Origin of the sequence: Brevibacterium sp. (assembly GCF_031179145.1) — a bacterium.
Taxonomy (GTDB): domain Bacteria; phylum Actinomycetota; class Actinomycetes; order Actinomycetales; family Brevibacteriaceae; genus Brevibacterium.
In genome coordinates this window covers 1-20,585 of sequence record NZ_JAPSIB010000015.1, presented here as the reverse complement: position 1 = coordinate 20,585, position 20,585 = coordinate 1, and the positions used below count along the sequence as shown (strand labels likewise).

Annotated in this window: 14 protein-coding genes, 1 pseudogene and 1 CRISPR repeat array; of the genes and pseudogenes, 10 read left to right on the top strand and 5 right to left on the bottom strand. The window is 67.5% G+C overall.

Going from position 1 to position 20,585, the window contains the following annotated elements; all coding sequences use genetic code 11:
* Positions 1 to 30: 30 nt before the first annotated feature.
* Positions 31 to 2,148, bottom strand: a complete 2,118-nt coding sequence (locus tag RIT73_RS11650) for a protein kinase (RefSeq protein WP_309132334.1) — start codon at positions 2,146 to 2,148, stop codon at positions 31 to 33.
* 66 nt (positions 2,149 to 2,214) lie between these two features.
* On the opposite strand from RIT73_RS11650, the pseudogene RIT73_RS11645 reads away from it, so the two are divergent.
* Both RIT73_RS11645 and RIT73_RS11640 read left to right on the top strand, forming a co-directional pair.
* Positions 2,215 to 3,657, top strand: a pseudogene (locus RIT73_RS11645) (trehalose-6-phosphate synthase); the annotation flags it as partial.
* A 389-nt stretch (positions 3,658 to 4,046) separates the two neighbouring features.
* Entirely contained in the window at positions 4,047 to 4,940 is an 894-nt protein-coding gene (locus RIT73_RS11640; RefSeq protein ID WP_309132246.1) for a trehalose-phosphatase, read from the top strand.
* Between the two features lie 57 nt (positions 4,941 to 4,997).
* Here RIT73_RS11640 and RIT73_RS11635 read toward each other — a convergent pair whose 3' ends face one another.
* Positions 4,998 to 6,050, bottom strand: a complete 1,053-nt coding sequence (locus RIT73_RS11635; RefSeq protein ID WP_309132245.1) for a LacI family DNA-binding transcriptional regulator — start codon at positions 6,048 to 6,050, stop codon at positions 4,998 to 5,000.
* Positions 6,047 to 7,027: a LacI family DNA-binding transcriptional regulator gene (locus RIT73_RS11630; protein ID WP_309132244.1), complete on the bottom strand. Its 981-nt coding sequence runs from the start codon at positions 7,025 to 7,027 to the stop codon at positions 6,047 to 6,049. Before RIT73_RS11630 ends, RIT73_RS11635 begins: the two co-directional genes overlap by 4 nt.
* A gap of 207 nt (positions 7,028 to 7,234) precedes the next feature.
* Here RIT73_RS11630 and RIT73_RS11625 point away from each other — a divergent pair, with 207 nt between their 5' ends.
* The 4 genes from RIT73_RS11625 to RIT73_RS11610 all read left to right on the top strand — a co-directional run bounded on the left by RIT73_RS11625 (position 7,235) and on the right by RIT73_RS11610 (position 11,742).
* Positions 7,235 to 7,942, top strand: a complete 708-nt coding sequence (locus tag RIT73_RS11625) for an ABC transporter ATP-binding protein (protein WP_309132243.1) — start codon at positions 7,235 to 7,237, stop codon at positions 7,940 to 7,942.
* A gap of 3 nt (positions 7,943 to 7,945) precedes the next feature.
* Positions 7,946 to 9,277, top strand: a complete 1,332-nt coding sequence (locus RIT73_RS11620; protein WP_309132242.1) for a DUF4032 domain-containing protein — start codon at positions 7,946 to 7,948, stop codon at positions 9,275 to 9,277.
* A gap of 75 nt (positions 9,278 to 9,352) precedes the next feature.
* Positions 9,353 to 10,210, top strand: coding sequence for an SDR family NAD(P)-dependent oxidoreductase (locus RIT73_RS11615; protein WP_309132241.1), 858 nt, complete (start codon positions 9,353 to 9,355; stop codon positions 10,208 to 10,210).
* 131 nt (positions 10,211 to 10,341) lie between these two features.
* Entirely contained in the window at positions 10,342 to 11,742 is a 1,401-nt protein-coding gene (locus tag RIT73_RS11610) for an amino acid permease (protein ID WP_309132333.1), read from the top strand.
* Between the two features lie 65 nt (positions 11,743 to 11,807).
* On the opposite strand, the gene rlmB is transcribed toward RIT73_RS11610, so the two are convergent.
* Positions 11,808 to 12,734, bottom strand: coding sequence for a 23S rRNA (guanosine(2251)-2'-O)-methyltransferase RlmB (gene rlmB, locus RIT73_RS11605; RefSeq protein ID WP_309132240.1), 927 nt, complete (start codon positions 12,732 to 12,734; stop codon positions 11,808 to 11,810).
* Between the two features lie 78 nt (positions 12,735 to 12,812).
* Positions 12,813 to 14,264 carry a cysteine--tRNA ligase gene (gene cysS, locus RIT73_RS11600; protein WP_309132239.1) on the bottom strand — a complete coding sequence of 484 codons (1,452 nt, stop codon included), beginning with the start codon at positions 14,262 to 14,264 and terminating at the stop codon, positions 12,813 to 12,815.
* Positions 14,265 to 14,622: 358 nt separating this feature from the next.
* On the opposite strand from cysS, the gene RIT73_RS11595 reads away from it, so the two are divergent.
* The 4 genes from RIT73_RS11595 to RIT73_RS11580 all read left to right on the top strand — a co-directional run bounded on the left by RIT73_RS11595 (position 14,623) and on the right by RIT73_RS11580 (position 18,302).
* Positions 14,623 to 16,173 carry a sodium-dependent transporter gene (locus tag RIT73_RS11595; protein WP_309132238.1) on the top strand — a complete coding sequence of 517 codons (1,551 nt, stop codon included), beginning with the start codon at positions 14,623 to 14,625 and terminating at the stop codon, positions 16,171 to 16,173.
* Complete coding sequence (locus tag RIT73_RS11590) at positions 16,173 to 16,277, top strand: methionine/alanine import family NSS transporter small subunit (RefSeq protein ID WP_309132237.1); 105 nt, start codon at positions 16,173 to 16,175, stop codon at positions 16,275 to 16,277. Before RIT73_RS11595 ends, RIT73_RS11590 begins: the two co-directional genes overlap by 1 nt.
* A gap of 259 nt (positions 16,278 to 16,536) precedes the next feature.
* On the top strand, positions 16,537 to 17,628 hold the full coding sequence (locus RIT73_RS11585; RefSeq protein ID WP_309132236.1) for an S-(hydroxymethyl)mycothiol dehydrogenase: 1,092 nt from the start codon (positions 16,537 to 16,539) through the stop codon (positions 17,626 to 17,628).
* Positions 17,628 to 18,302, top strand: coding sequence for an MBL fold metallo-hydrolase (locus tag RIT73_RS11580; protein WP_309132235.1), 675 nt, complete (start codon positions 17,628 to 17,630; stop codon positions 18,300 to 18,302). Before RIT73_RS11585 ends, RIT73_RS11580 begins: the two co-directional genes overlap by 1 nt.
* 117 nt (positions 18,303 to 18,419) lie before the next feature.
* Positions 18,420 to 20,462: direct repeats of the CRISPR family, unit length 29 nt; unit sequence GTCCGCTCCGCGCCTGCGGAGATGAGCCC.
* Between the last annotated feature and the right edge of the window lie 123 nt (positions 20,463 to 20,585).

Below are 20,585 nucleotides of genomic sequence, written 5' to 3'. Positions count from 1 at the left end.
GACCGACTCCCAGGGAAATTCAAACTTCAACTACACCGGTCCCGGCAGATAGTCGAACGGGCTCACTGTCAACGGCCACCAGTTCATTCCCGCGCCGGACTGGATGACCATGATTCCGAGCAGGATCAGCAGGGTGATCACCGCCAAGGCGATGAGACGACCCAGCTGATTCCGCGTCGCCCCGGCGACCAGCCGACGGGAGCCGAAGCGCAGACTCGCCGCACCGGGACCGACCCACAGCACCAGGGCAGCGGCGGCGCCGGCGGCCCACACCGACCACTGCTCCGACTGCCCTCCCGGGACGATCCCGGCGACGTCGAGCCGAGTGAGGACGAGCGTGGCGATGCCGGCGATCGCAGGCAGGATGAACGACGCCACCGAGGTGGCCACCGAGGCCAGGAGCGCCCCCGGCACCGAGGCGACCGAACGCAGCCGGCCTCCGCCGCCTTCGAACCGGTACCTCTGCGCCTTGCGATCCAGGCGGGTCGCGGTCCTCGCGAAGATCGACCACAGGATGGAGAACGCGCAGATCACCAGGGGGCTCAGCGGCATGAGCACGACGGCCAGCACGATGAGCCCGAAGACCACCCAGCCGCCCGCGTGCGTCCGGCTCTGCGGACTCCACTCGGGTCCGGGTTGAGGCACGGGCTGCTGACCCTGCTGTTGGAGGCTCTGCTGCTGGGGGCCCTGGAGCGGCGACCCGTGCGGGCCCTGCTGTGGATGTCCGCTCTGGGGCATGTACCCCTGCTGCATTGGCGCCTGCCCCGGTGCCGAGCCGGGCCTGACCATCTGCCCCGAACCGGAACCGGGCCATGCCTGGCCACCGGGTCCCGCCTGACCACCGGGTCCCTGCGACCCTCCTTGCCCTCCCGACCCAGGACCGTGCCCGCCCTGATAGTCGGTGGGCCGGCTGTTCGTCGAGCCGGGCTGGAGGTGACCGGGCTGCGAGTGCCCGGGCTGAAGGTGCCCGGGCTGAAGGTGGCCAGGCTGGGAGTAGCCCGACTGCGCCTGCTGGCGCAGTCGGGGATCAGCGTCGGCATATCCCTGTGCGGGCCCCGCATCCGGGTAGTCTCCGCGCAGCGAGCCGTGGCCGAAGGCTCCGAGCCCCGACATCCCACCGGCTCGATCCGCTCCGGCTGCGGGACCGGCAGCCGCTCCCCCGGACCCGCCCGCGGTACCTGCCCCAAGCCCAGCCGCGCCGAGGCCCGCTGCGCCGAGGCCCGCGGCCCCTGCCGCGCCCGCGCGTCCGGGATGGCCGCCGCCGTCACCTCGGACGGCGGGCATGACGGCGGTGCCGCTGTTCGTCCGGGCCGGGCCGTTGATTCCGGCCGCCAGGGATCCCGAACCCAGCTGGGGCAGTCGACCGGATTCGATGTCGACGAGTGCGTCGAGGATCATCTGCCCGCTCGGCCGGCGTTCCGGCTTCGGGTCGAGGCAGGCCCGCAGCAGCGGGACGAAATTCGGAGGCGCGCCCTCGAGGTCGAACTTGCCCATCGCGACCCGGCCGAGCACCGCTTCCAAGGGGCCCGAGCCATAGGGGTTGCGTCCAGTGGCGGCGAACGCCATCGTCGCAGCCCACCCCCACCAGTCGGTCTTCTCGCTCGAGGTCTTCCCGTCCGCGATCTCCGGCGACAGATACCCGGGAGTGCCCATGACCAATCCGGTGGCGGTGACGCGGACTTCGTCGGCGACCTGGGCGATGCCGAAGTCGATGACCATCGGCTCGCCGTCCATGATCATCACGTTGGCGGGTTTGAGGTCGCGGTGGATGACCCCGGATTCGTGGACGGCGTTGAGCGCGTCGAGGAGGGCGTGGCCGAAGTGCACGAGTTCGTCCTCGGCGAAGGGGCCGTTCTCCCGCACGTCGTCGGACAGGGTCTGGCCGTCGACGAACTCGGTGATGATGAAGGGCTGATCGGCGTCGAGCTCCGCATCGAGCACCTCGGCGATGCGGGGATGGCGGATCCGGCGCAGCGTCCGGACCTCGCGGGCCAGGCGCTTCCGGGCGGTCTCGTCCCCGGCGATGTGCGGATGCAGGACTTTGACGGCGACGGGGTTGTTCCCGCCGTCGACACCGAGGTACACGACACCCATCCCGCCCGAACCGAGCTCTTCGATGAGGCGATACCCTCCCAAATCCTGAACCATCACGCGTCCAAGCGTAGTCGAGCGAGTAGAGTTCTCTCTCAAGGACCATTACTAGAGGAGGCGCAGATGAACACCGTCAACTCTGCCGAGCCCGACACAGACACCACCTTCGGCGACAGCGAATTCGTCGTCGTTGCGAACCGTCTCCCCGTCGATCGCGACACCACCGACAGCGACTCCGAATGGCGCACCTCACCAGGCGGTCTGGTGACCGCGGTGGCTCCGGTGATGAAAGAGCACGCCGGTGCCTGGATCGGGTGGACCGGAGTCGCCGACGTCGACTTCGACCCCTTCACGATCGACGGGATGCATTTGATCCCGGTCACACTGACAAGCACCGAAGTGTCCAGGTATTACGAAGGATTTTCCAACGCGACACTGTGGCCGCTCTACCACGACGTCATCGTCAACCCCGAATACCACCGCAAGTGGTGGGAGGCGTATGTCCACGTCAATGAGCGCTTCGCGCAGAGAGTCGCCGAGGTGGCGGCCGAGGGCGCAACCGTATGGGTTCACGACTATCAGCTCCAGCTCGTGCCGCAGATGGTTCGTGAGCGACGCCCGGACCTGGCGATCGGCTTCTTCAACCACATCCCCTTCCCTCCCTTCGAACTCTTCGCGCAGCTGCCCTGGCGCGACCAGATCCTCAAGGGCCTCCTCGGCGCGGATCTCGTCGGATTCCAACGTCCGGCCGACGCCGCGAACTTCCGGCGCGCAGTGCGCGGCCGACTCAACTACATGACCAAGGGATCCACCGTCGCGGTCCCCGCCACCGATCAGCTGCCCGCACACATCGTGCGGGCAGAGGCATTCCCGATCTCCATCGACACTCCCTTCCTCGAGGAGCTCGCCAAGGATCCGAAGATCATCGAGCGCGCCAAGCAGATCCGGCAGGAGGTCGGCAATCCGAAGGTCGTCATGCTCGGCGTCGACCGGATGGACTACACGAAGGGCATCCGGCACAGGCTCAAAGCCTTCGGGGAGCTGCTGGCCGAGCACAAGCTCTCGGTCGAGGACGTCGTCCTGATCCAGATCGCCACCCCCTCCCGCGAACGCCTCGAGCAGTACAAGATCATCCGCCATGACGTCGAGCTCGCCGTCGGGCGCATCAACGGAGAACAGGAGGACGTGGGCTCGATCGCCGTCTACTACCTCCACCACTCCTATCCCCGCGATGAGATGACGGCGTTCTTCCTCGCCGCCGACGTCATGCTCGTCACCGCGCTCCGGGATGGGATGAACCTCGTCGCCAAGGAGTACGTCGCCTGCCGCACCGAGGAGGACGGGGTCCTCGTGCTCTCCGAGTTCACCGGCGCCGCCGAGCAGCTGCGCGGAGCCGTCATGGTCAATCCGCACGACATCGCCGATCTCAAGGCGGGCATCCTCGACGCGGTGCACATGGATTCGAAGACGCAGCGGCGCCGGATGCGGCAGATGCGCAAGAAGGTCGCCTCCGACACCGTCAGCGTGTGGTCGAAGAAGTTCCTCACCGAGCTGGAGTCGATCCGCAGCAGCCCCGAGACCACGTTCTCCGGCGGGTCCTCGGCGCAGGAGCCGGACCAGGAGCCGTCGGCCCCCGTCATCGATCCCACGAGCAAGGCGTCGGCGTCCACCGAGTCGTCATCCTCCATCGCCGAGGCGGTCCCCGAGACTGCGGAACCGGCGACGATGGGCCCAAGCGATGAGCTCGACGCCGCGAAGGCTTCCGGCGTCACCCCACCGGTCACCCCGTCGACCTCAGGACCGAACGTGCCCTTGGGCGCTACGGCGCCCGCTGATCCGACGTCCCCGGCGGAGTCCCAGGCGAATTTCAGCGGCTCCGTCCCCGCCGGCGGCCAGTCGGCCTCGCTGAGCGCTTCGGGTTCGTCGCTCTCGTCGGAAGGATAGGAGTGGGTTCCTTGACACCAGCCCTGACTGCGGCGGCCGACATCGACCTGCGTCCACTGACGACTGCTGACCGCGTTCTCATCGGCCTCGACTTCGACGGTGTGCTCGCACCCCTGCAGGACGACCCGGCGACGAGCCGGATGCTCGACGGCTCCGCCGGCGCGATCGCCGAGCTCAGCCGGATCCCCGGCACCCGAGTGGCCCTGGTCTCCGGCCGGGACGCGGCGACCCTGCGGCAGCTGGCCGATCCGCCCCCCGGCGTGTGGGTGGTCGGCTCGCACGGCGCCGAGGTGGACTTCGGCCCCGAGGGCGACGTGGTCTCCCCGATCGGCGGCGATTCGGTCGCCGGCGCCGAGGTGGGCGCACCGGACACTGCCGGCCCGGCTCCCGCCGCCGTTCAGGATCCGCCGATGCTCACCTCCTCCGAGCAGGCGATGCTCAAGGCGATCGACTCCCACATCGACGCCTTCGAACACACGATGCCCGAGCACAGCGACATGGAGATCCGGGTCGAGCACAAGCCGTTCGCCCGCACCGTGCACACCCGCGGCCTCGATCAGCGCTTCGCCTCCGACCTCCACGAACATGTCGTGCAGGTGCAGAACGAACATCCCGGCATCCGCGTCATCGAAGGCCACGACATCGTCGAGCTCTCCGTCAAACGCGCCACCAAGGGCGACGGCATGCACATCCTCGTCGAGGCGTTCTCCCCCACGACAACCGTCTACCTCGGCGACGATGTCACCGACGAGGACGCTTTCGCCCAGCTCGAAACCGTGCCCGGCAGCATCTGCATCAAGGTCGGCTCCGCCCCCACCCGCGCGAACCTGCGCATCGCCGACCCCGAGGCCGTGGCCGAGCTCCTGCAGCGTCTGGCCGCCGACCGCCGCCGGCAGCAGGGCTGATCCTCACCGTCGACCGCCGCCGCGAGCAGCAGGGCTGATGGCCGGCAGGGCTGATCCTCACCGCCGCTGCGGCGGCATCGCGCTGGCCCGCAGCACCAGGTCCGGGGTGACGGAGTAGTCGATCCGGGTCGCCTGCGCGGGGTGGGCGATCATCGTCATCACCTCGGCGAGGGCGGACTCCGCCACGGTCTCCCAGTCGTAGCTGACCTGGGACAGGGGCGGGGCGATGACGTCGGCGTCGGGCATGTCACCGACGGTGAGCAGCGACAGGTCGCGGGGCACGCTGAGGCGAGCGCGCGACGCCGCCTCGAGGACGCCGAACGACAGGGACGGTGCGCACGCGATCACCGCCGAGCAGCGGGTGCCGAGGAGCTCCTCGGCTGCGGCGACGCCGGCCATCGCCCCTCCCGTCGCCTCGACGATGGGGGCCTGGTCGCGGGTGGCCGGGATGTGGAGGATGCTCGCCATGGACTTCCGGAAAGCCGCGATGCGTCCCGCGGCGGCGGTGTCGCGGAGGACCGCGAGCCCGATCTGGCGATGCCCCAGGTGGACGAGGTGCTGGACTGCGGTGGCGATGCCGTCGGCGGCGTCGAGGACGATGCGCGCGATCCCGTCGGAATGCCGGGCGTTGGAGACCCTGAGCAGCGGGAGGGTGAACTCCTGCAGCTTCACGGCAAGCTCACCTGCCGCTCCTCCGCCGAGGACGATCGCCCCCTGCACGCGCGGCCCGGCCCCGTCGGCTCCGGTCAGCGACTGGGTCAGGGCGTCGACCTGGGTCGAGATCGCCTCGACGTGCACGGCGGCGACCCGCTGGGCGAAGATCCGGTCGGTGAGCATCTGGAACAGCCGATCGTAGGGGTCGACGTTGCCCGAGGGCACCGAGGGGCGGATCAGGGCGATCATCGGCACCTCCTGTGCCGTCGCCGTCTCCGTCTCGACGCCGAGGATCGCCAGCGCCCGGCGGACCTTGGCCAGGGAGGCCGCGGAGACCGATCCGGGGTCGCGCAGCGCCCGCGAGGCCGTCGCCTTCGACACCGCGGCGAGTGCGGCGATGTCCCCGAGCTTGACGTGCCTGTGGTTGCGCAGCCGCGCATTCACCTCGGCGCTCATTGCCGGGCCGCCGTCGTCGAGGCGCGGGCGTAGAGACGGGGACGGAACACCGGCGGCACGGACTTCAGCGACTCACCCGACATCTTCAGCGTGCTCAGGGTCGCCTCGACGAGAGCCTGGGACAGGCCGTCGAGGTCGAGGCCGAGAACCGTGGCCGGAGGCCCCGTGAACCGCATCGTCGGGGAATCGCCGAACCCGACGACCGACATGTCGCGCGGCACCTGCAGGTGCCGGCTGCGCAGGCCGTGGAGCGCGCCGTGCAGCTGCAGCTGCGACTGGACGATCACGGCCGTGCAGGTGGCGTCCTTGAGCTCGAGGGCTGCCCGCGATCCGCCGGAGAAGGATTTGGGCACCGGTGCGATCCAGTCGTCGAGGTTGAGACCGAACGACTTCGCCGGGTGGTCGGCGCGGAACCGCTTGATCAGCTGCACAGCCAGCTCACCGCTGTCATTGCAGATCAGCCCGATCCGGCGGTGGCCGATCGCCCGCAGGTGCTCGAACGCAGTCGTCATCCCCCCGCCGAGGTCAAGGCGCGCGGCGATGACGTCGCCGGCGCCGTCCCCCGCGGTCCCCGCCGACTGCTCGTCGACCCTGATGCAGGGAATGTCGGTGCCGAGGCTGGTCAGGGTCGGAGTCACGAGCGCGACCGCCCCCGCGGCGATGGCGACATCGAGCGGGCCGGTCTCGGTCTCCACCGGCGGGCGGGTGATGAGCAGTCCGCGGTCCTGCAGGGCGGTGGCCACCCGGGTGCAGACCTGAACCTGCCAGTACTCGGGGTTTCCGGGGGCGCTGACGGCGACCAATCGCCTCGGCGCGGCCTGCAGCAGCGTCGAACGGGAATAGCCGAGCTCATCCATCGCGGTGAAGACCTTCGCTCGGGTCGCCTCGGCGACGCTGCCGCGCTTGCCCAGAACCCGGGACACGGTCGCCAGGGACACTCCTGCCCGGGCGGCAACCTCGTCGAGCGTGACCTTCATATCCCAGAGTCTACTGGCCAACACAGCCTGACCGGCAGGTGTCGCTGGCCTGTCCCGGGGCTGTCACAGTGCTGAGAATCACCCCTGCCTTCGCCTCATCGGGGCGCGCTCCGACAGTGCGACCGCATAGGATTGATGGGACTGAGCATCCCCGCCAGGTCACCGACGACCAGCTGCTCATGACTTATGACTTATCTAGGAGGAACAATGTCAACAGTGTCGTTGAATGGCCTCAGTCACACGTATGAGAACACCGTCTCACCCTCGGTCCATCCCTTCAGCCTGTTCATCGACGACGGGGAGTTCCTCGTCCTCTACGGACCGACAGGTTCGGGCAAGTCGACGATCCTGCGGATGCTCCACGGACTCGAGAGGCCGAAGACCGGTTCGATCCTCATCGACGGCATCGACGTCACCGCCGCCGCCGTCAACGACCGCGATGTGACCCTGGCGTTGGAGAGCTACGCCCTCTACCCGCACATGAGCGTGCGCGACAACCTCGGCTTCGCGCTGCGCGTCGACGGACTGCCCGCCAAGGAGATCCAGGCCCGCGTCGAATCCGTGACCTCGAAGATCGGGCTCATCGACATCCTCGACGCCAAGCCCGGGGACCTCTCTCAGCTGCAGCGGCAGACGATCGCCCTCGCCCGCGCCGTCGTCCGCCAGCCCAAGGTGCTCATCATGGACGAGCCGGTGGTCAACCTCGTGCCCGAGGACCAGGCCGAGACCCTCAAGCTCGTCAAGGACCTCCAACAGGAGTTCAAGCTGACCACCCTGTACGCGACCGCGAACCTCGAGGACGCGAAGGTCCTCGGGGACCGCATCGCCTACCTCGAGAACGGCCACCTGATCGGGGTGGAGAAGACCGAGGTCGCCGAGGCGCTCGTCGCCTCGAGCTCGGACGTGGACCTCTGAGCGGTGCCCGCACCATCGATCCACGCGGTGTACCGCGCCGATCACTCGGCGATCGAGAAGCTGCCGTGGCATCTGCCGCTCAAGGACTGGCCTGAACAGTTCCTCGGCGGGCTCCCCCGCGGCATCTCCCGCCACGTGGTCCGCTTCGTCGAGATCGGCGACGAGGTGCTCGCGATCAAGGAGACCGACGAGCATCGGGCGCTGCGTGAGTTCGACATCCTCGGTGTGCTCGGCAACCTCGACGTGCCCACGGTCGAACCCCGTGCCATCGTCACGGACCGGACGACGGAATCCGGGCAGCCCCTGCCGGGGGCGCTGCTCACCGCCTACCTCGACTTCTCCCTGCCCTACCGGGCGCTGTTCTCCCGATCGCTGGCCGAGGACACGGCCGGCCGCCTCGTCGACGCCCTCGCCGTCCTGCTCGCCAGACTCCACCTCGTCGGGTTCTACTGGGGCGACGTCTCGCTGTCGAACACGTTGTTCCGCCGCGACGCCGACGCCTATGCCGCCTACGTCGTCGATGCGGAGACGGGAGAGCTCCACGATCAGCTCTCGACCGGGCAGCGGGAGATGGACCTGCGGATCGCGCGGACGAACATCGCGGGGGACTTCCTCGACCTGCAGGCAGGCGGCATCATCGATCCGGGCGTCGACCCGCTCGCGGCCAGTGATCGACTGCTCGAGGCCTACAACGGCCTGTGGGCGGAGCTGACCCGGGTCGAGGAGTTCTCCATCAATGAGCGCTGGCGCATCGACGAGCGGATCCGGCGGCTCAACGACCTCGGCTTCGACCTCGGCGAGCTCACCGTCACCACCGACGTCGACGGGGTCAGCCTGCTGGTGGAGCCGAAGGTCGTCGAACCCAACCACCATTCGCGCAGGCTCCTGCGTCTGACGGGGATCGGGGCGAACGAGAACCAGGCGCGGGCGATGCTCAACGACCTCGACGCCTACCGGTCCTCCGCTGTCTCCGGCGGTACCCGCCTGCATCATGATCATGGCGGTGAGCAGGACCCCCACCGGGATTCCGCGGGCGCTCATGGATTCGGCGGCGCTCACGGTTCAGCCGGGTCCCCGGTCGAGCTCAGCGAGGACGAGGGCGCCCGCATCTGGCTGGCCGAGGTCTACAAACCGCTCATCGACGCCATTCCCAACAGCCTCACCCACAAGCTCGAGCCGGCGCAGATCTTCTACGAGTTCGCCGAGCACCGGCGCGTCATGTCCCGCGCCCGGCAGCGCGACATCCCGATCCGCGAAGCGATCGCCTACTTCATCATGGACGACCTCGCGAACCTCCCCGACGAGTCCCGCTACGTCGACAGCAGGCAGTTCTGATGTCCTGATAGGTTGAATGTCACCCGCACCATGCTTTCGCACCACCTCCCGCCCTTCGAAGAGCAAGGACCGCCGATGTCGCAGGATCACTCGTCAGGCCAGACCGCACCCTCGAACGAGGCCAACCCCTCGATCCCGTCCCTGTTCGACCTCAGCGGCCGCACCGCCGTCGTCGTCGGCGCCGGTTCCGGCCTCGGGCAGGCCAGCGCGATCGGTCTCGCCGATGCCGGTGCCCGTGTCATCGCCGCCGATCTCAACCTCTCCGGCGCCGAGGCGACCGTGCAGATCATCGGCACCCGCACCCCCGGTGGGCACAGTGCCTCTTCGGGTCCGCAGGCCGAGGCCGTCGAGGTCGACATCACCGACACCGAGTCGGTCAGCGCCCTCGTCGCAGCGCACCCCGACGCCGAGGTGCTCGTGGTCACGCCCGGCGCCAACGTCCGCAAGCGCCTGATCACCACCACCGACGAGGAGTTCGACCGCGTCATCGACATCAACCTCAAGGGGACGTATCGGCTGATGCGCGGCTTCGGCGCCGAGATGGCCGAACGCGGTCGCGGCTCGATCATCACCTTCGCCTCGTTCCGGGCGCTGACCGTCGAACCCGGCCAGGGCATCTACGCCGCGGCGAAGGCCGGTGTCGTGCAGCTGACGAAGACGCTGTCCAGCGAGCTCGGACCGCAGGGCGTGCGCGTCAACTCGATCCTGCCCGGACCCTTCGACACCCCGCTCACTCAGCAGATCAAGGCCGATGAGCAGTGGTGGAACGCCTATGCCGAGAAGACGACGCTGGGCCGCTGGGGTCATCTCCATGAGATCGCCGGGCCCGTGCTGTTCCTCGCCTCGGACGCCTCCTCCTATGTCACCGGGCATTCGCAGATCGTCGACGGCGGCTGGATGGCCCACGACGGCCGCTTCACCCCGGACGTGTGACGGGCTGACCCGCAGGTCTAGACTGTGCAGTCGTGGCTGAACGAAACACCTACGACAACCCGACTGCCGCCTCGGCGCATTCCCGTCCTCCGCTGTCGCGGCAGCTGACCCGCCGGAAGGCGATCGGCACGATGATCGCGGACAGCCGCGATTCCGCGACCGGTGGACTGCGGAGAACCTTCGGCGTCTTCCAGCTGACGATGATCAGCGTCGGCGCTACATTGGGGACCGGCATCCTCGTCATCCTCGGCGAAGCCGTCCCGGTGGCGGGACCTGCGGTCTGGATCGCCTTCATCCTCGCCGGTGCGACCGCCCTGCTGTCGGCGCTGAGCTACGCGGAGATGGCGGGCATGGTGCCGGTGTCCGGGTCGAGCTATTCGTACTCGTATGCCACTCTGGGCGAAGGCGCGGCCTGGGTGTGCGGCTGGTGCCTCGTCCTCGAGTACGCGGTGTCCGTGGCCGCGGTGGCCGTCGGCGCCGCCGACTACGTCAACGAGACCCTGCGGATCTTCGGCCTCGAGCTCCCGCCCTCGCTGACGACCGGCCCTGGCGCCGACGGCGGAGTCATCAACCTCTCCGCCCTCATCGTGGTCGTCCTGGCCACTCTGCTGCTCATGCGCGGCGCCTGGGAGTCGGGAGTCGTCAACACGATCATCGTGTTCGTCAAGATCGGCATCCTCATCTTCTTCTGCCTCGTCGCCTTCACCGCGTTCCGGGCCGGCAACTTCACTCCCCTGCTGCCGATGGGGGCGGCCGGGGTCAGCGCCGCCGCCTCGAGCGTCTTCTTCTCCTACATCGGCTTCGATGCGGCTTCGACCGCCGGCGAGGAGGCGAAGAATCCGAAGCGGGACCTGCCGCGGGCGATCATCGCCTCGATGCTCATCGTCACGACGATGTATGTCCTTGTGGCGATCGCCGCCATCGGCGCCAGGCAGTGGGAGTGGTTCGGTCTGGAGTCCACCACCGCGCCGCTGGTCCAGATCGTCCATGAGATCACCCGCTCGGACGTCGCGGTCCTCCTCTTCGCCGTCTCAGCGGTGCTGGCGATCCTCTCGGTCGTCATCACCGTCCTCTACGGCCAGTCACGCATCCTGCTCACCATGGCCCGCGACGGCATGGTCCCCCGCGTCTTCGGGCGCGTGTCCCTGCGCACGGGAACGCCGCTCGTGGGCACGCTCATCGTCGGCGTGCTCGTGGCGATCACGGCGGCCTTCATCCCGCTCGGGGAGCTCGCGAACGCCACGAGCATCGGCACCCTGTTCGCGTTCTGCCTCGTCAACGTCGCCGTCATCTGCCTCAAGGTCCGCCGCCCGGATCTGCCGCGCTCGTTCCGGGTCCCGTTCGGCCCGGTCCTGCCGGCGCTGGGGTCCCTGGCGTGCGCGTTCCTGATGATCAACCTCGGCGGGGTGACCTGGGCGGTCTTCGGACTGTGGATGCTCGTCGGAGCCGTCATCTATCTCACCTACAGCCGCCGCCACTCCCGCGTCGGCGGCCTCACCGAGGCGGACTACCGCACGAGCATCGAGGCCTGAGGACCGCCTCGGCGGTCCGGACACCTCAAGTGAGGAGACCGGACACAGTTTCAGGCGGCCGGGAGTCAGCCGCGGCGGGCGCGGGCCACTTCGTAGAGCGAGACCGCTGCGGCGATGCCGGCGTTGAGGGACTCCGTGGTCGCGGCGATCGGGATCGACACGATCTGGTCGCACTTGTCGGCGATGAGACGAGAGATTCCCTTGCCCTCGGAGCCGACGACGATGCACAGGGGATCGCGGCTGAAGGTGAGCTCCGGCAGTTCGACGTCGCCGTCCATGTCGAGGCCGACGACGAACACGTTCTGCTTCTTCAGCTCATCGATGGCGCGGGCGAGGTTGACGACCTGCGCGACGCGGACCCGGGCAGCGGCTCCGGCGGAGGTCTTCCAGGCCGCGGCCGTCATCGAGGCGGCGCGGCGTTCGGGGATGATGACACCGTGACCGCCGAAGGCCGCGACGGACCGGACGATCGCGCCGAGGTTCCGCGGGTCGGTGATGCCGTCGAGGGCGACGAGCAGCGGGGCCTCCGCGCGCTCGGAGGCGAACTCGAGCAGATCCTCCGGCTCGGCGTAGTCGTACGGCGGGATCTGCAGGGCGATGCCCTGGTGGATCGCATCGTCGGTGAGCCGGTCGAGGTCGGGCTTGGAGGCCTCGAGCATCGAGATGCCGCGTTCGGCGGCCAGTTTGATCGACTCGCGGACTCGGTCGTCTGAGTCGATCCGACCGACGACGTAGAGCGCTGTGGCCGGAACGTCCTCACGCAGCGCTTCGAGCACGGAGTTGCGGCCGGCGACCATGTTCGGGCCGTGCTCCTTCTTCTTCCGCTTCGCCTGCTGGGCGGCGCCGGCCTGGCGCGCCTGCTTGGCTTTGTGGGCCTTGTGGTAGACGCGGTCCTCGGCCTTGGGGGTCGGACCGCGTCCCTGCAGGCTGCGTCGGTTCTTGCCGCCGGAGCCCTTGGTCGGGCCCTTCTTGGATCGTGAGTTGGAAGCCATGTGTGTCCTTCGTTCGAAGTTCTCCGCCGGCGATTCAGCCGCCGGGGTGCGATGTCCGTTGACCGTGCAGGTCAGATGTCAGTTGTCCCTGAGGTGGTAGCGGTAGCCGTCCGCCGTGTCCTCGATGACGATGCCGGCGGCCGCGAGAGTGTCGCGGATGGCGTCGGCGGTCGCGAAGTCCTTCTCCGCCTTCGCGGCTGCCCGCTGCTCGGCGAGTCCGGCGACGAGGGCGTCCAAGGCCGATTCCAGCTTCGCATCCGCACCGCCTCTTGCCCACACCTCGGCGCTGGGATTGACCCCGAGGATGTCGAGCATCAGCTCCACCTCGGCGACGATCCGACCCAACCGGTCCCGATCGGATGCGGAGTCGAGGAGCTTGGCGCCCTCGGTGACCGTGGCGAAGACGACGGACAGGGCACGGGGCACGCCGAGGTCGTCGTCGAGTGCTGCGGCGAACTCCTCGGGCACGTCGACGCTGCGGTCGGCGTAGCCGGAGTGCACGTTCGGCAGGGCCGGGGCGTCGTCCCCGAGGGCCTGCCGGGCGCGATCGAGGAAGTTGGCCAGGCGGTCGAGCGAGGCGGTCTGACGCTCCATCGCCTCGGCGGAGAATTCGAGGATCGAGCGGTAGCCGGCGCTGGTGAGGAAGTAGCGCACGGCCAGCGGACTGAAGCGGGCGAAGAGGTCGGAGGCGAACACGGAGTTGCCGAGCGACTTCGACATCTTGTCCCCACCGACGTTGAGCAGTCCGGAGTGCATCCAGATGTTGGCGAACCTATCGCCTGCCGCGCGGGCCTGGGCGAGTTCGTTCTCGTGGTGGGGGAAGCGGAGGTCGAGTCCGCCGCCGTGGATGTCGAAGTTCGCCCCCAGGTACTTCATCGACATGGCCGAGCATTCGATGTGCCAGCCGGGCCGGCCCCGTCCCCACGGCGAGGGCCACGAAGCGGTCTCGGGCTCGCCGGACTTGTGCGCCTTCCACAGCGCGAAGTCCCGCGGGTCCTTCTTGCCGCGCAGTTCGGAGTCGCCGGCCGGTTCCATCTCGTCGATGCGCTGGTTGGTCAGCTCGCCGTAGTCGGACCACGAGGTGGAGTCGAAGTACACATCGCCGCAGTCATCGAGGGCGGGGTAGGCGTGCCCGGCGACGATGAGACGCTCGATGAGCTCGATCATCTCGGTGATGTGGCCGGTGGCGCGGGGCTCGTAGCTCGGGGGCAGCACGTCGAGAGCCGCATAGGCGTCGGTGAAGGCGCGCTCGTACATGAAGGCGTGGGCGAACCAGGGGCGTCCAGCCTCGTCCGACTTCGACAGGATCTTGTCATCGATGTCGGTGACGTTGCGGATCAGGGTGACCGAGTAGCCGCGGTAGAGCAGCCAGCGGCGCAGCTGGTCGAAGACCGAGGCCGAACGCAGATGCCCGATGTGCGGTTCGCCCTGCACCGTGGCGCCACAGACGTAGATCCCGACGTGTCCGTCCTCGACGGGGCGCAGTTCTTCCGTTGTGCGGCTGGCGGTGTTGTAGAGAGCGATAGTCACACGGACAAGTCTAACGGGGGTGCGGGGAGAATCCGATCGGAGGCGATCGCGGTGGCGGTGCGGAGAGCACGGAAGTGGTATGGGGATCGACGTGGCGGCTCCTCGGCGTGGTCTCCGCACCGATGGGATGCCCTTGTCCGGATTTTGATATGAGAACGTTACTCGCTCCCCCGGAAGCCGACCTGCGTTTCCCTTAGGGTTCACAGTATGGTAGTTCCCGGTCCTTGGGACTGATGGTCGCTGAACTGGGGAGACCCTCCGGCAAACGATCAACGAACAAGTCGGCGAGGTGATCCCACGAGGACCCGGAACCGAAGTTCAGCCTCACAACAATGTGGTTGAGAAATGAAAGGACATCATGTCTACCACCGCATCACCCCAGAGGGAGGTCTTCGCCACCCGCGGCGCGTTCATCTTCGCAGCCATCGGCTCGGCAGTCGGCCTCGGCAACATCTGGCGCTTCCCGTACGTGACCTACGAAAACGGCGGCGGCGCCTTCCTCATCCCTTATCTGGTCGCTCTTCTGACCGCGGGCATCCCGCTGCTGTTCTTCGACTACGCCCTCGGTCACCGCGCACGCGGTTCGGCTCCCCTGGCGTTCCGGATGGCGACGAAGGTCGCTGAGCCCATCGGCTGGTTCCAGACAGGTGTCGCCTTCGTCATCGGCATCTACTACGCCGCCATCATCGCGTGGGCCGGCTGCTACATGTTCTTCTCGCTCAACCAGGCCTGGGGCGATGACGCCGAAGGATTCCTCTTCGGCGAATTCCTCCAGCTCGGCGACCCGGGGGTCTCGCTCCAGTTCGTGCCCGGCGTCCTCATCCCGGTCATCCTGGTCTGGGTCGTCACACTGGGAATCCTGCTTCTGGGTGTCCAGAACGGCATCGCCCGTTTCTCGAAGATCTTCATCCCTGCGCTCATCATCCTGTTCCTGATCCTGGTCATCCGGGCACTGTTCCTCCCGGGTGCGGCCCAGGGCCTCAACGCGCTCTTCACTCCCGACTTCGCCGCATTGGCGGATCCGAAGGTGTGGATCGCGGCCTACGGTCAGATCTTCTTCTCGCTGTCGATCGCGTTCGGCATCATGATCACCTACGCGTCCTACCTCAAGCGGAAGACGAACCTCACCGGGTCCGGGCTGGTCGTCGCCTTCTCGAACTCCGGATTCGAGATCCTGGCCGGCATCGGCGTCTTCGCCGCGCTCGGCTTCATGGCGAGCGCTCAGGGCACCGAGGTCTCCGAGGTCGCATCGAGCGGCATCGGTCTGGCCTTCGTCGGATTCCCGACCCTCATCTCCGAGATGCCCGGTGGTGGTCTGTTCGGCTTCGCCTTCTTCGCCTGTCTCGTCTTCGCCGGCCTCACCTCGTTGATCTCCATCGTGCAGGTTCCGATCCAGGCGCTGCGGGAGAAATTCGGGGTGGGCAACAAGGCGTCGACCTGGCTGGTCGGCGGCACCATGGCTCTCATCTCGATCCTGCTCATGCCGACCGTGACCGGCCTCTATGTGCTCGACACGGTCGACGCCTGGGCCAACAACATCGGCATCGTCGGCGCTGCAGTGGTCGGTCTCATCGTGGTCGGCTGGTTCGCCCGGAAGCTGCCGCTGCTGCGCGATCACCTCAACGCAGTGTCGAGCTTCAAAGTGGGCTGGTTCTGGATGATCGTCCTCGGCGGCGTCACTGCCGTGGTGCTCGCCTACATGCTCATCACTCAGATCATCACCTTCGCCACCGAGGGCTACGAAGACTACCCACCGCTGCTCACCGGCGTCTTCGGCTGGGGCATGATCGCCCTGCTCATCGTCATCGCCATCGTGCTGTCGCTGCTCAAATGGCCGCAGAAGACCCTAGACGAGACCGATGCCTCGGTCGCCGACTCAGTCCATGAAGAACTCAAAGGAGACAAGTGATGGAAGCACCAGCAATCATCATGATGATCGTCGCCATGGTCACCGTCTGGGGCGGCCTCGCCGCTGCGATCGTGCACCTGCGCAAGCACCCCGACATGGAGTGACCTGACCGGCTCGAACACGCGAATCGTGAGTTCGGGAGACCGAGCTGAAGCCCGGATGCCGTTGTCGTATCGACGATGCCATCCGGGCTTCTTCTCTGCCGTTCAGCGGGCAGCGCTGAGGGTGTTCAAACACCGTTCGACTCACCAAGCGGACACCCGGTGGTCGCGCTCTCACGGTGTGGTTAGGGTGGGGGTGTAATCACATGCATGAACGCGAATGGCTTCGGCCAACACTGATCACTACAGACAAGGAGACGCAATGCCACAGACTGTCAAGGGTGTCATCTCCCGGAGCAAGGGTGCGCCGGTGGAACTCACCGACATCGTCATCCCCGACCCCGGACCGGGTGAAGTCGTCGTCGACGTGAAGTCGTGCGGTGTCTGCCATACGGACTTCCACTACCGCGAGGGCGGGATCAGCGATGACTACCCATTCCTTCTCGGCCACGAGTCGGCTGGCGTCGTCTCAGAGGTCGGCGAGGGCGTGACCAACGTCGAGGTCGGCGATTTCGTCATCCTCAACTGGCGCGCCATCTGCGGTGACTGCCGGGCGTGCAAGCGCGGCGAGCCGTGGTACTGCTTCGCCACGCACAATGCCTCTCAGAAGATGACCCTGGAGGATGGCACCGAGCTGACACCGGCACTCGGGATCGGTTCGTTCGCAGAGAAGACGCTGGTCGCCGCAGGACAGTGCACCAAGGTCGACGAGGCGGATCCTGCTGTCGTGGGTCTGCTCGGCTGCGGAATCATGGCTGGCATCGGTGCTGCGATCAACACCGGCGAGGTCACCCGCGGCAAGTCCGTCGCAGTCATCGGCTGCGGCGGTGTGGGATGCGCGGCGATCGCCGGTGCTGCCCTGGCCGGTGCCGGAACGATCATCGCCGTCGACCTCGACGACAAGAAGCTCGAGTGGGCCAAGGATCTCGGCGCCACTCACACTGTCAACTCGCGGGGTCTGGACGAGGACGGAGTCGTCGCAGCGATCCAGGAGCTCACCGGCGGTTTCGGCGCCGACGTCGTCATCGACGCGGTGGGCCGGCCCGAGACCTGGCGTCAGGCCTTCTACGGCCGCGACCTCGCCGGCACCGTGGTTCTCGTCGGTGTCCCGACTCCGGAGATGGAGCTCAGTGTTCCGTTGCTCGACGTGTTCGGCCGGGGTGGCAGCCTCAAGTCCTCCTGGTATGGTGACTGCCTGCCCGCGCGTGACTTCCCCATGCTCGTTGACCTGTACAAGCAGGGTCGCCTGCCACTGGAGAAGTTCGTGTCGGAGCGAATCGGAATCGGAGACGTCGAGGAGGCATTCGAGAAGATGGGACGCGGTGAAGTTCTGCGATCGGTGGTGGAGTTCTGATGGCTGCTGGAATCGAGCACCTGGTCACCAAGGGCACGTTCTCCCTTGATGGTGGGACCTGGGACGTTGACAACAATGTGTGGATCGTCGGCAACGAGTCCGAGGTCATCGTCATCGACCCGGCTCATGACCCCGAGGCCATCGCCGAGGCGGTCAATGGTCGCGACGTCAAGGCGATCCTGCTCACGCATGGGCATAATGACCATGTCGCAGCAGTGAGGGAGTTCGCTCACCGAGTGGGCAATCCTCCAGTCCACCTCAACCCCGAGGACCGCGTTCTGTGGGACATGACCTACGAGGACTACCAGCCCGACAAAGACATCGCCGATGGTGACATGTGGAGCATCGACAGTGTGCGGCTGAAAGCTCTGCATACACCGGGCCATTCCCCCGGCTCGACGTGCTTCTTCATCGAAACCGGTCTTCCGGTGCCAGACTCTGCCGGTGCAGGCTCCGCGGTCGGACCGGTGTTGTTCTCCGGCGACACGCTGTTCAACGGTGGCCCTGGAGCGACAGGACGGTCGTACTCGAGCTTCGAGACGATCATCGAGTCGATCCAGAACGTCCTGTTCAAGCTGCCCGAGGCGACAGTGGTCCTCACCGGTCACGGTGACGCGACGTCGATCGGCGCTGAGAAGCCGAACCTCGAAGACTGGGTGAAGCGGGGGAGCTGAGGGTCAGCGAATAACACTCCAGCGGTCGAAGATTGAGTTCGGTATTAGTGACCGACCAACCGGCACAAACCGTACGAGACTGACCAAACTTGCTGATACCGCCCCAGGTCAGCAAGTGTCCGCTCCGCGCCTGCGGAGATGAGCCCAGGCCCGCACCGGCATGCTCACCAACAGAGACGTCCGCTCCGCGCCTGCGGAGATGAGCCCGGAAACGCCTCCAGGAAGCCGCCAAATCCATCGTCCGCTCCGCGCCTGCGGAGATGAGCCCTCCCACAACTCACCGTCAGGCTTCGACGGTGAGTCCGCTCCGCGCCTGCGGAGATGAGCCCAACCCATGTGGGATAGACCGGCGCATCACCGGGTCCGCTCCGCGCCTGCGGAGATGAGCCCTCGTGGCCGGTTTCCTGGTCCTTCACGCGGACGTCCGCTCCGCGCCTGCGGAGATGAGCCCTCGGAGAACGCGGCCACCGACAACGAGGCTGTGTCCGCTCCGCGCCTGCGGAGATGAGCCCCCGCAGCGGTGAGGCGAGCGCCTTCGAGGATGGTCCGCTCCGCGCCTGCGGAGATGAGCCCTCATCAATCACAAGACCAAGGGGAACTGAAAAGTCCGCTCCGCGCCTGCGGAGATGAGCCCCCGGCGTCGGTCTCGCGTGTGGCGGTGACGCGGTCCGCTCCGCGCCTGCGGAGATGAGCCCCTCACCGACCATGCAGTCCAATCACACATGGGGTCCGCTCCGCGCCTGCGGAGATGAGCCCGCACCTCAGAGAAAATGAACACGCGCCAACAGGTCCGCTCCGCGCCTGCGGAGATGAGCCCGGTCGGATCGTTTAGCGAGTACGGCACCTCTCGTCCGCTCCGCGCCTGCGGAGATGAGCCCTCGGCTTCCTCGTCGCCGGCGCAGCCATCGCTGTCCGCTCCGCGCCTGCGGAGATGAGCCCCCTTGACTGGGGTCACAACGATCACGGCGTACGTCCGCTCCGCGCCTGCGGAGATGAGCCCGCGGCACCTGTCAGCGCAGGGTCGTCGTCGTTGGTCCGCTCCGCGCCTGCGGAGATGAGCCCACCGGGTGGGCGTTCGTGCCGGTCAACGTGATGTCCGCTCCGCGCCTGCGGAGATGAGCCCCGTTGACTGGGGTCACAACGATCACGGCGTACGTCCGCTCCGCGCCTGCGGAGATGAGCCCTCCGCCTATTGGACCGTCCCACCGCCCACTCGGTCCGCTCCGCGCCTGCGGAGATGAGCCCTGGTTCAACACTGCCCGGGAGGCGGCGGGTCTGTCCGCTCCGCGCCTGCGGAGATGAGCCCTGTCCGTCCTCCGTCGACCCCGCCGGGGCGAGGTCCGCTCCGCGCCTGCGGAGATGAGCCCGCTCAACGCCGCTGTACTGGTACGGGTGCTCCGTCCGCTCCGCGCCTGCGGAGATGAGCCGGCTGTGCCTAGAATGCCAAAGAGACCCATAGGGTCCGCTCCGCGCCTGCGGAGATGAGCCCTTGTGGGACTGGCTGGTGTCGAGCGGCATGGTGTCCGCTCCGCGCCTGCGGAGATGAGCCCACCACGTTCGCGCGGGTTGGCCCCCTTTTCGTGTCCGCTCCGCGCCTGCGGAGATGAGCCCACCGAGTTCTCGGGCTTTGGATTCGTGGGTGTGTCCGCTCCGCGCCTGCGGAGATGAGCCCGATGCAGCTCCGGGCGCGAGTTTCCTCGGCATGTCCGCTCCGCGCCTGCGGAGATGAGCCCGTCAGGGTGGCAGGTATCCGCTTCACCGGAGAGTCCGCTCCGCGCCTGCGGAGATGAGCCCGCACACACTGGTCGGCCGCACCCGCGACAGCGGTCCGCTCCGCGCCTGCGGAGATGAGCCCATCGGCACTGCACCAAACGGACCCTTGTAGTAGTCCGCTCCGCGCCTGCGGAGATGAGCCCGCCGCGACCAGCTTCGGCTGGGTGTTGTGGGCGTCCGCTCCGCGCCTGCGGAGATGAGCCCATCGTCGGCCAGTACCTCACGGACACCATCTAGTCCGCTCCGCGCCTGCGGAGATGAGCCCCGCACCGGCACGGATTCGCCTGCGACAAGACCGTCCGCTCCGCGCCTGCGGAGATGAGCCCTCGCCCGCAAAGCCGTCGACGATGCAGGCAACGTCCGCTCCGCGCCTGCGGAGATGAGCCCGTTACATTCATTGTCAAGCAGCAGCCGGGGTCTTCGCCTCGTAGAAGACCCCGTGCTTGACCATCGCGAACATGACATTGAGCCGACGCCTGGCCAGACACATCACAGCAGCATTATGACGCT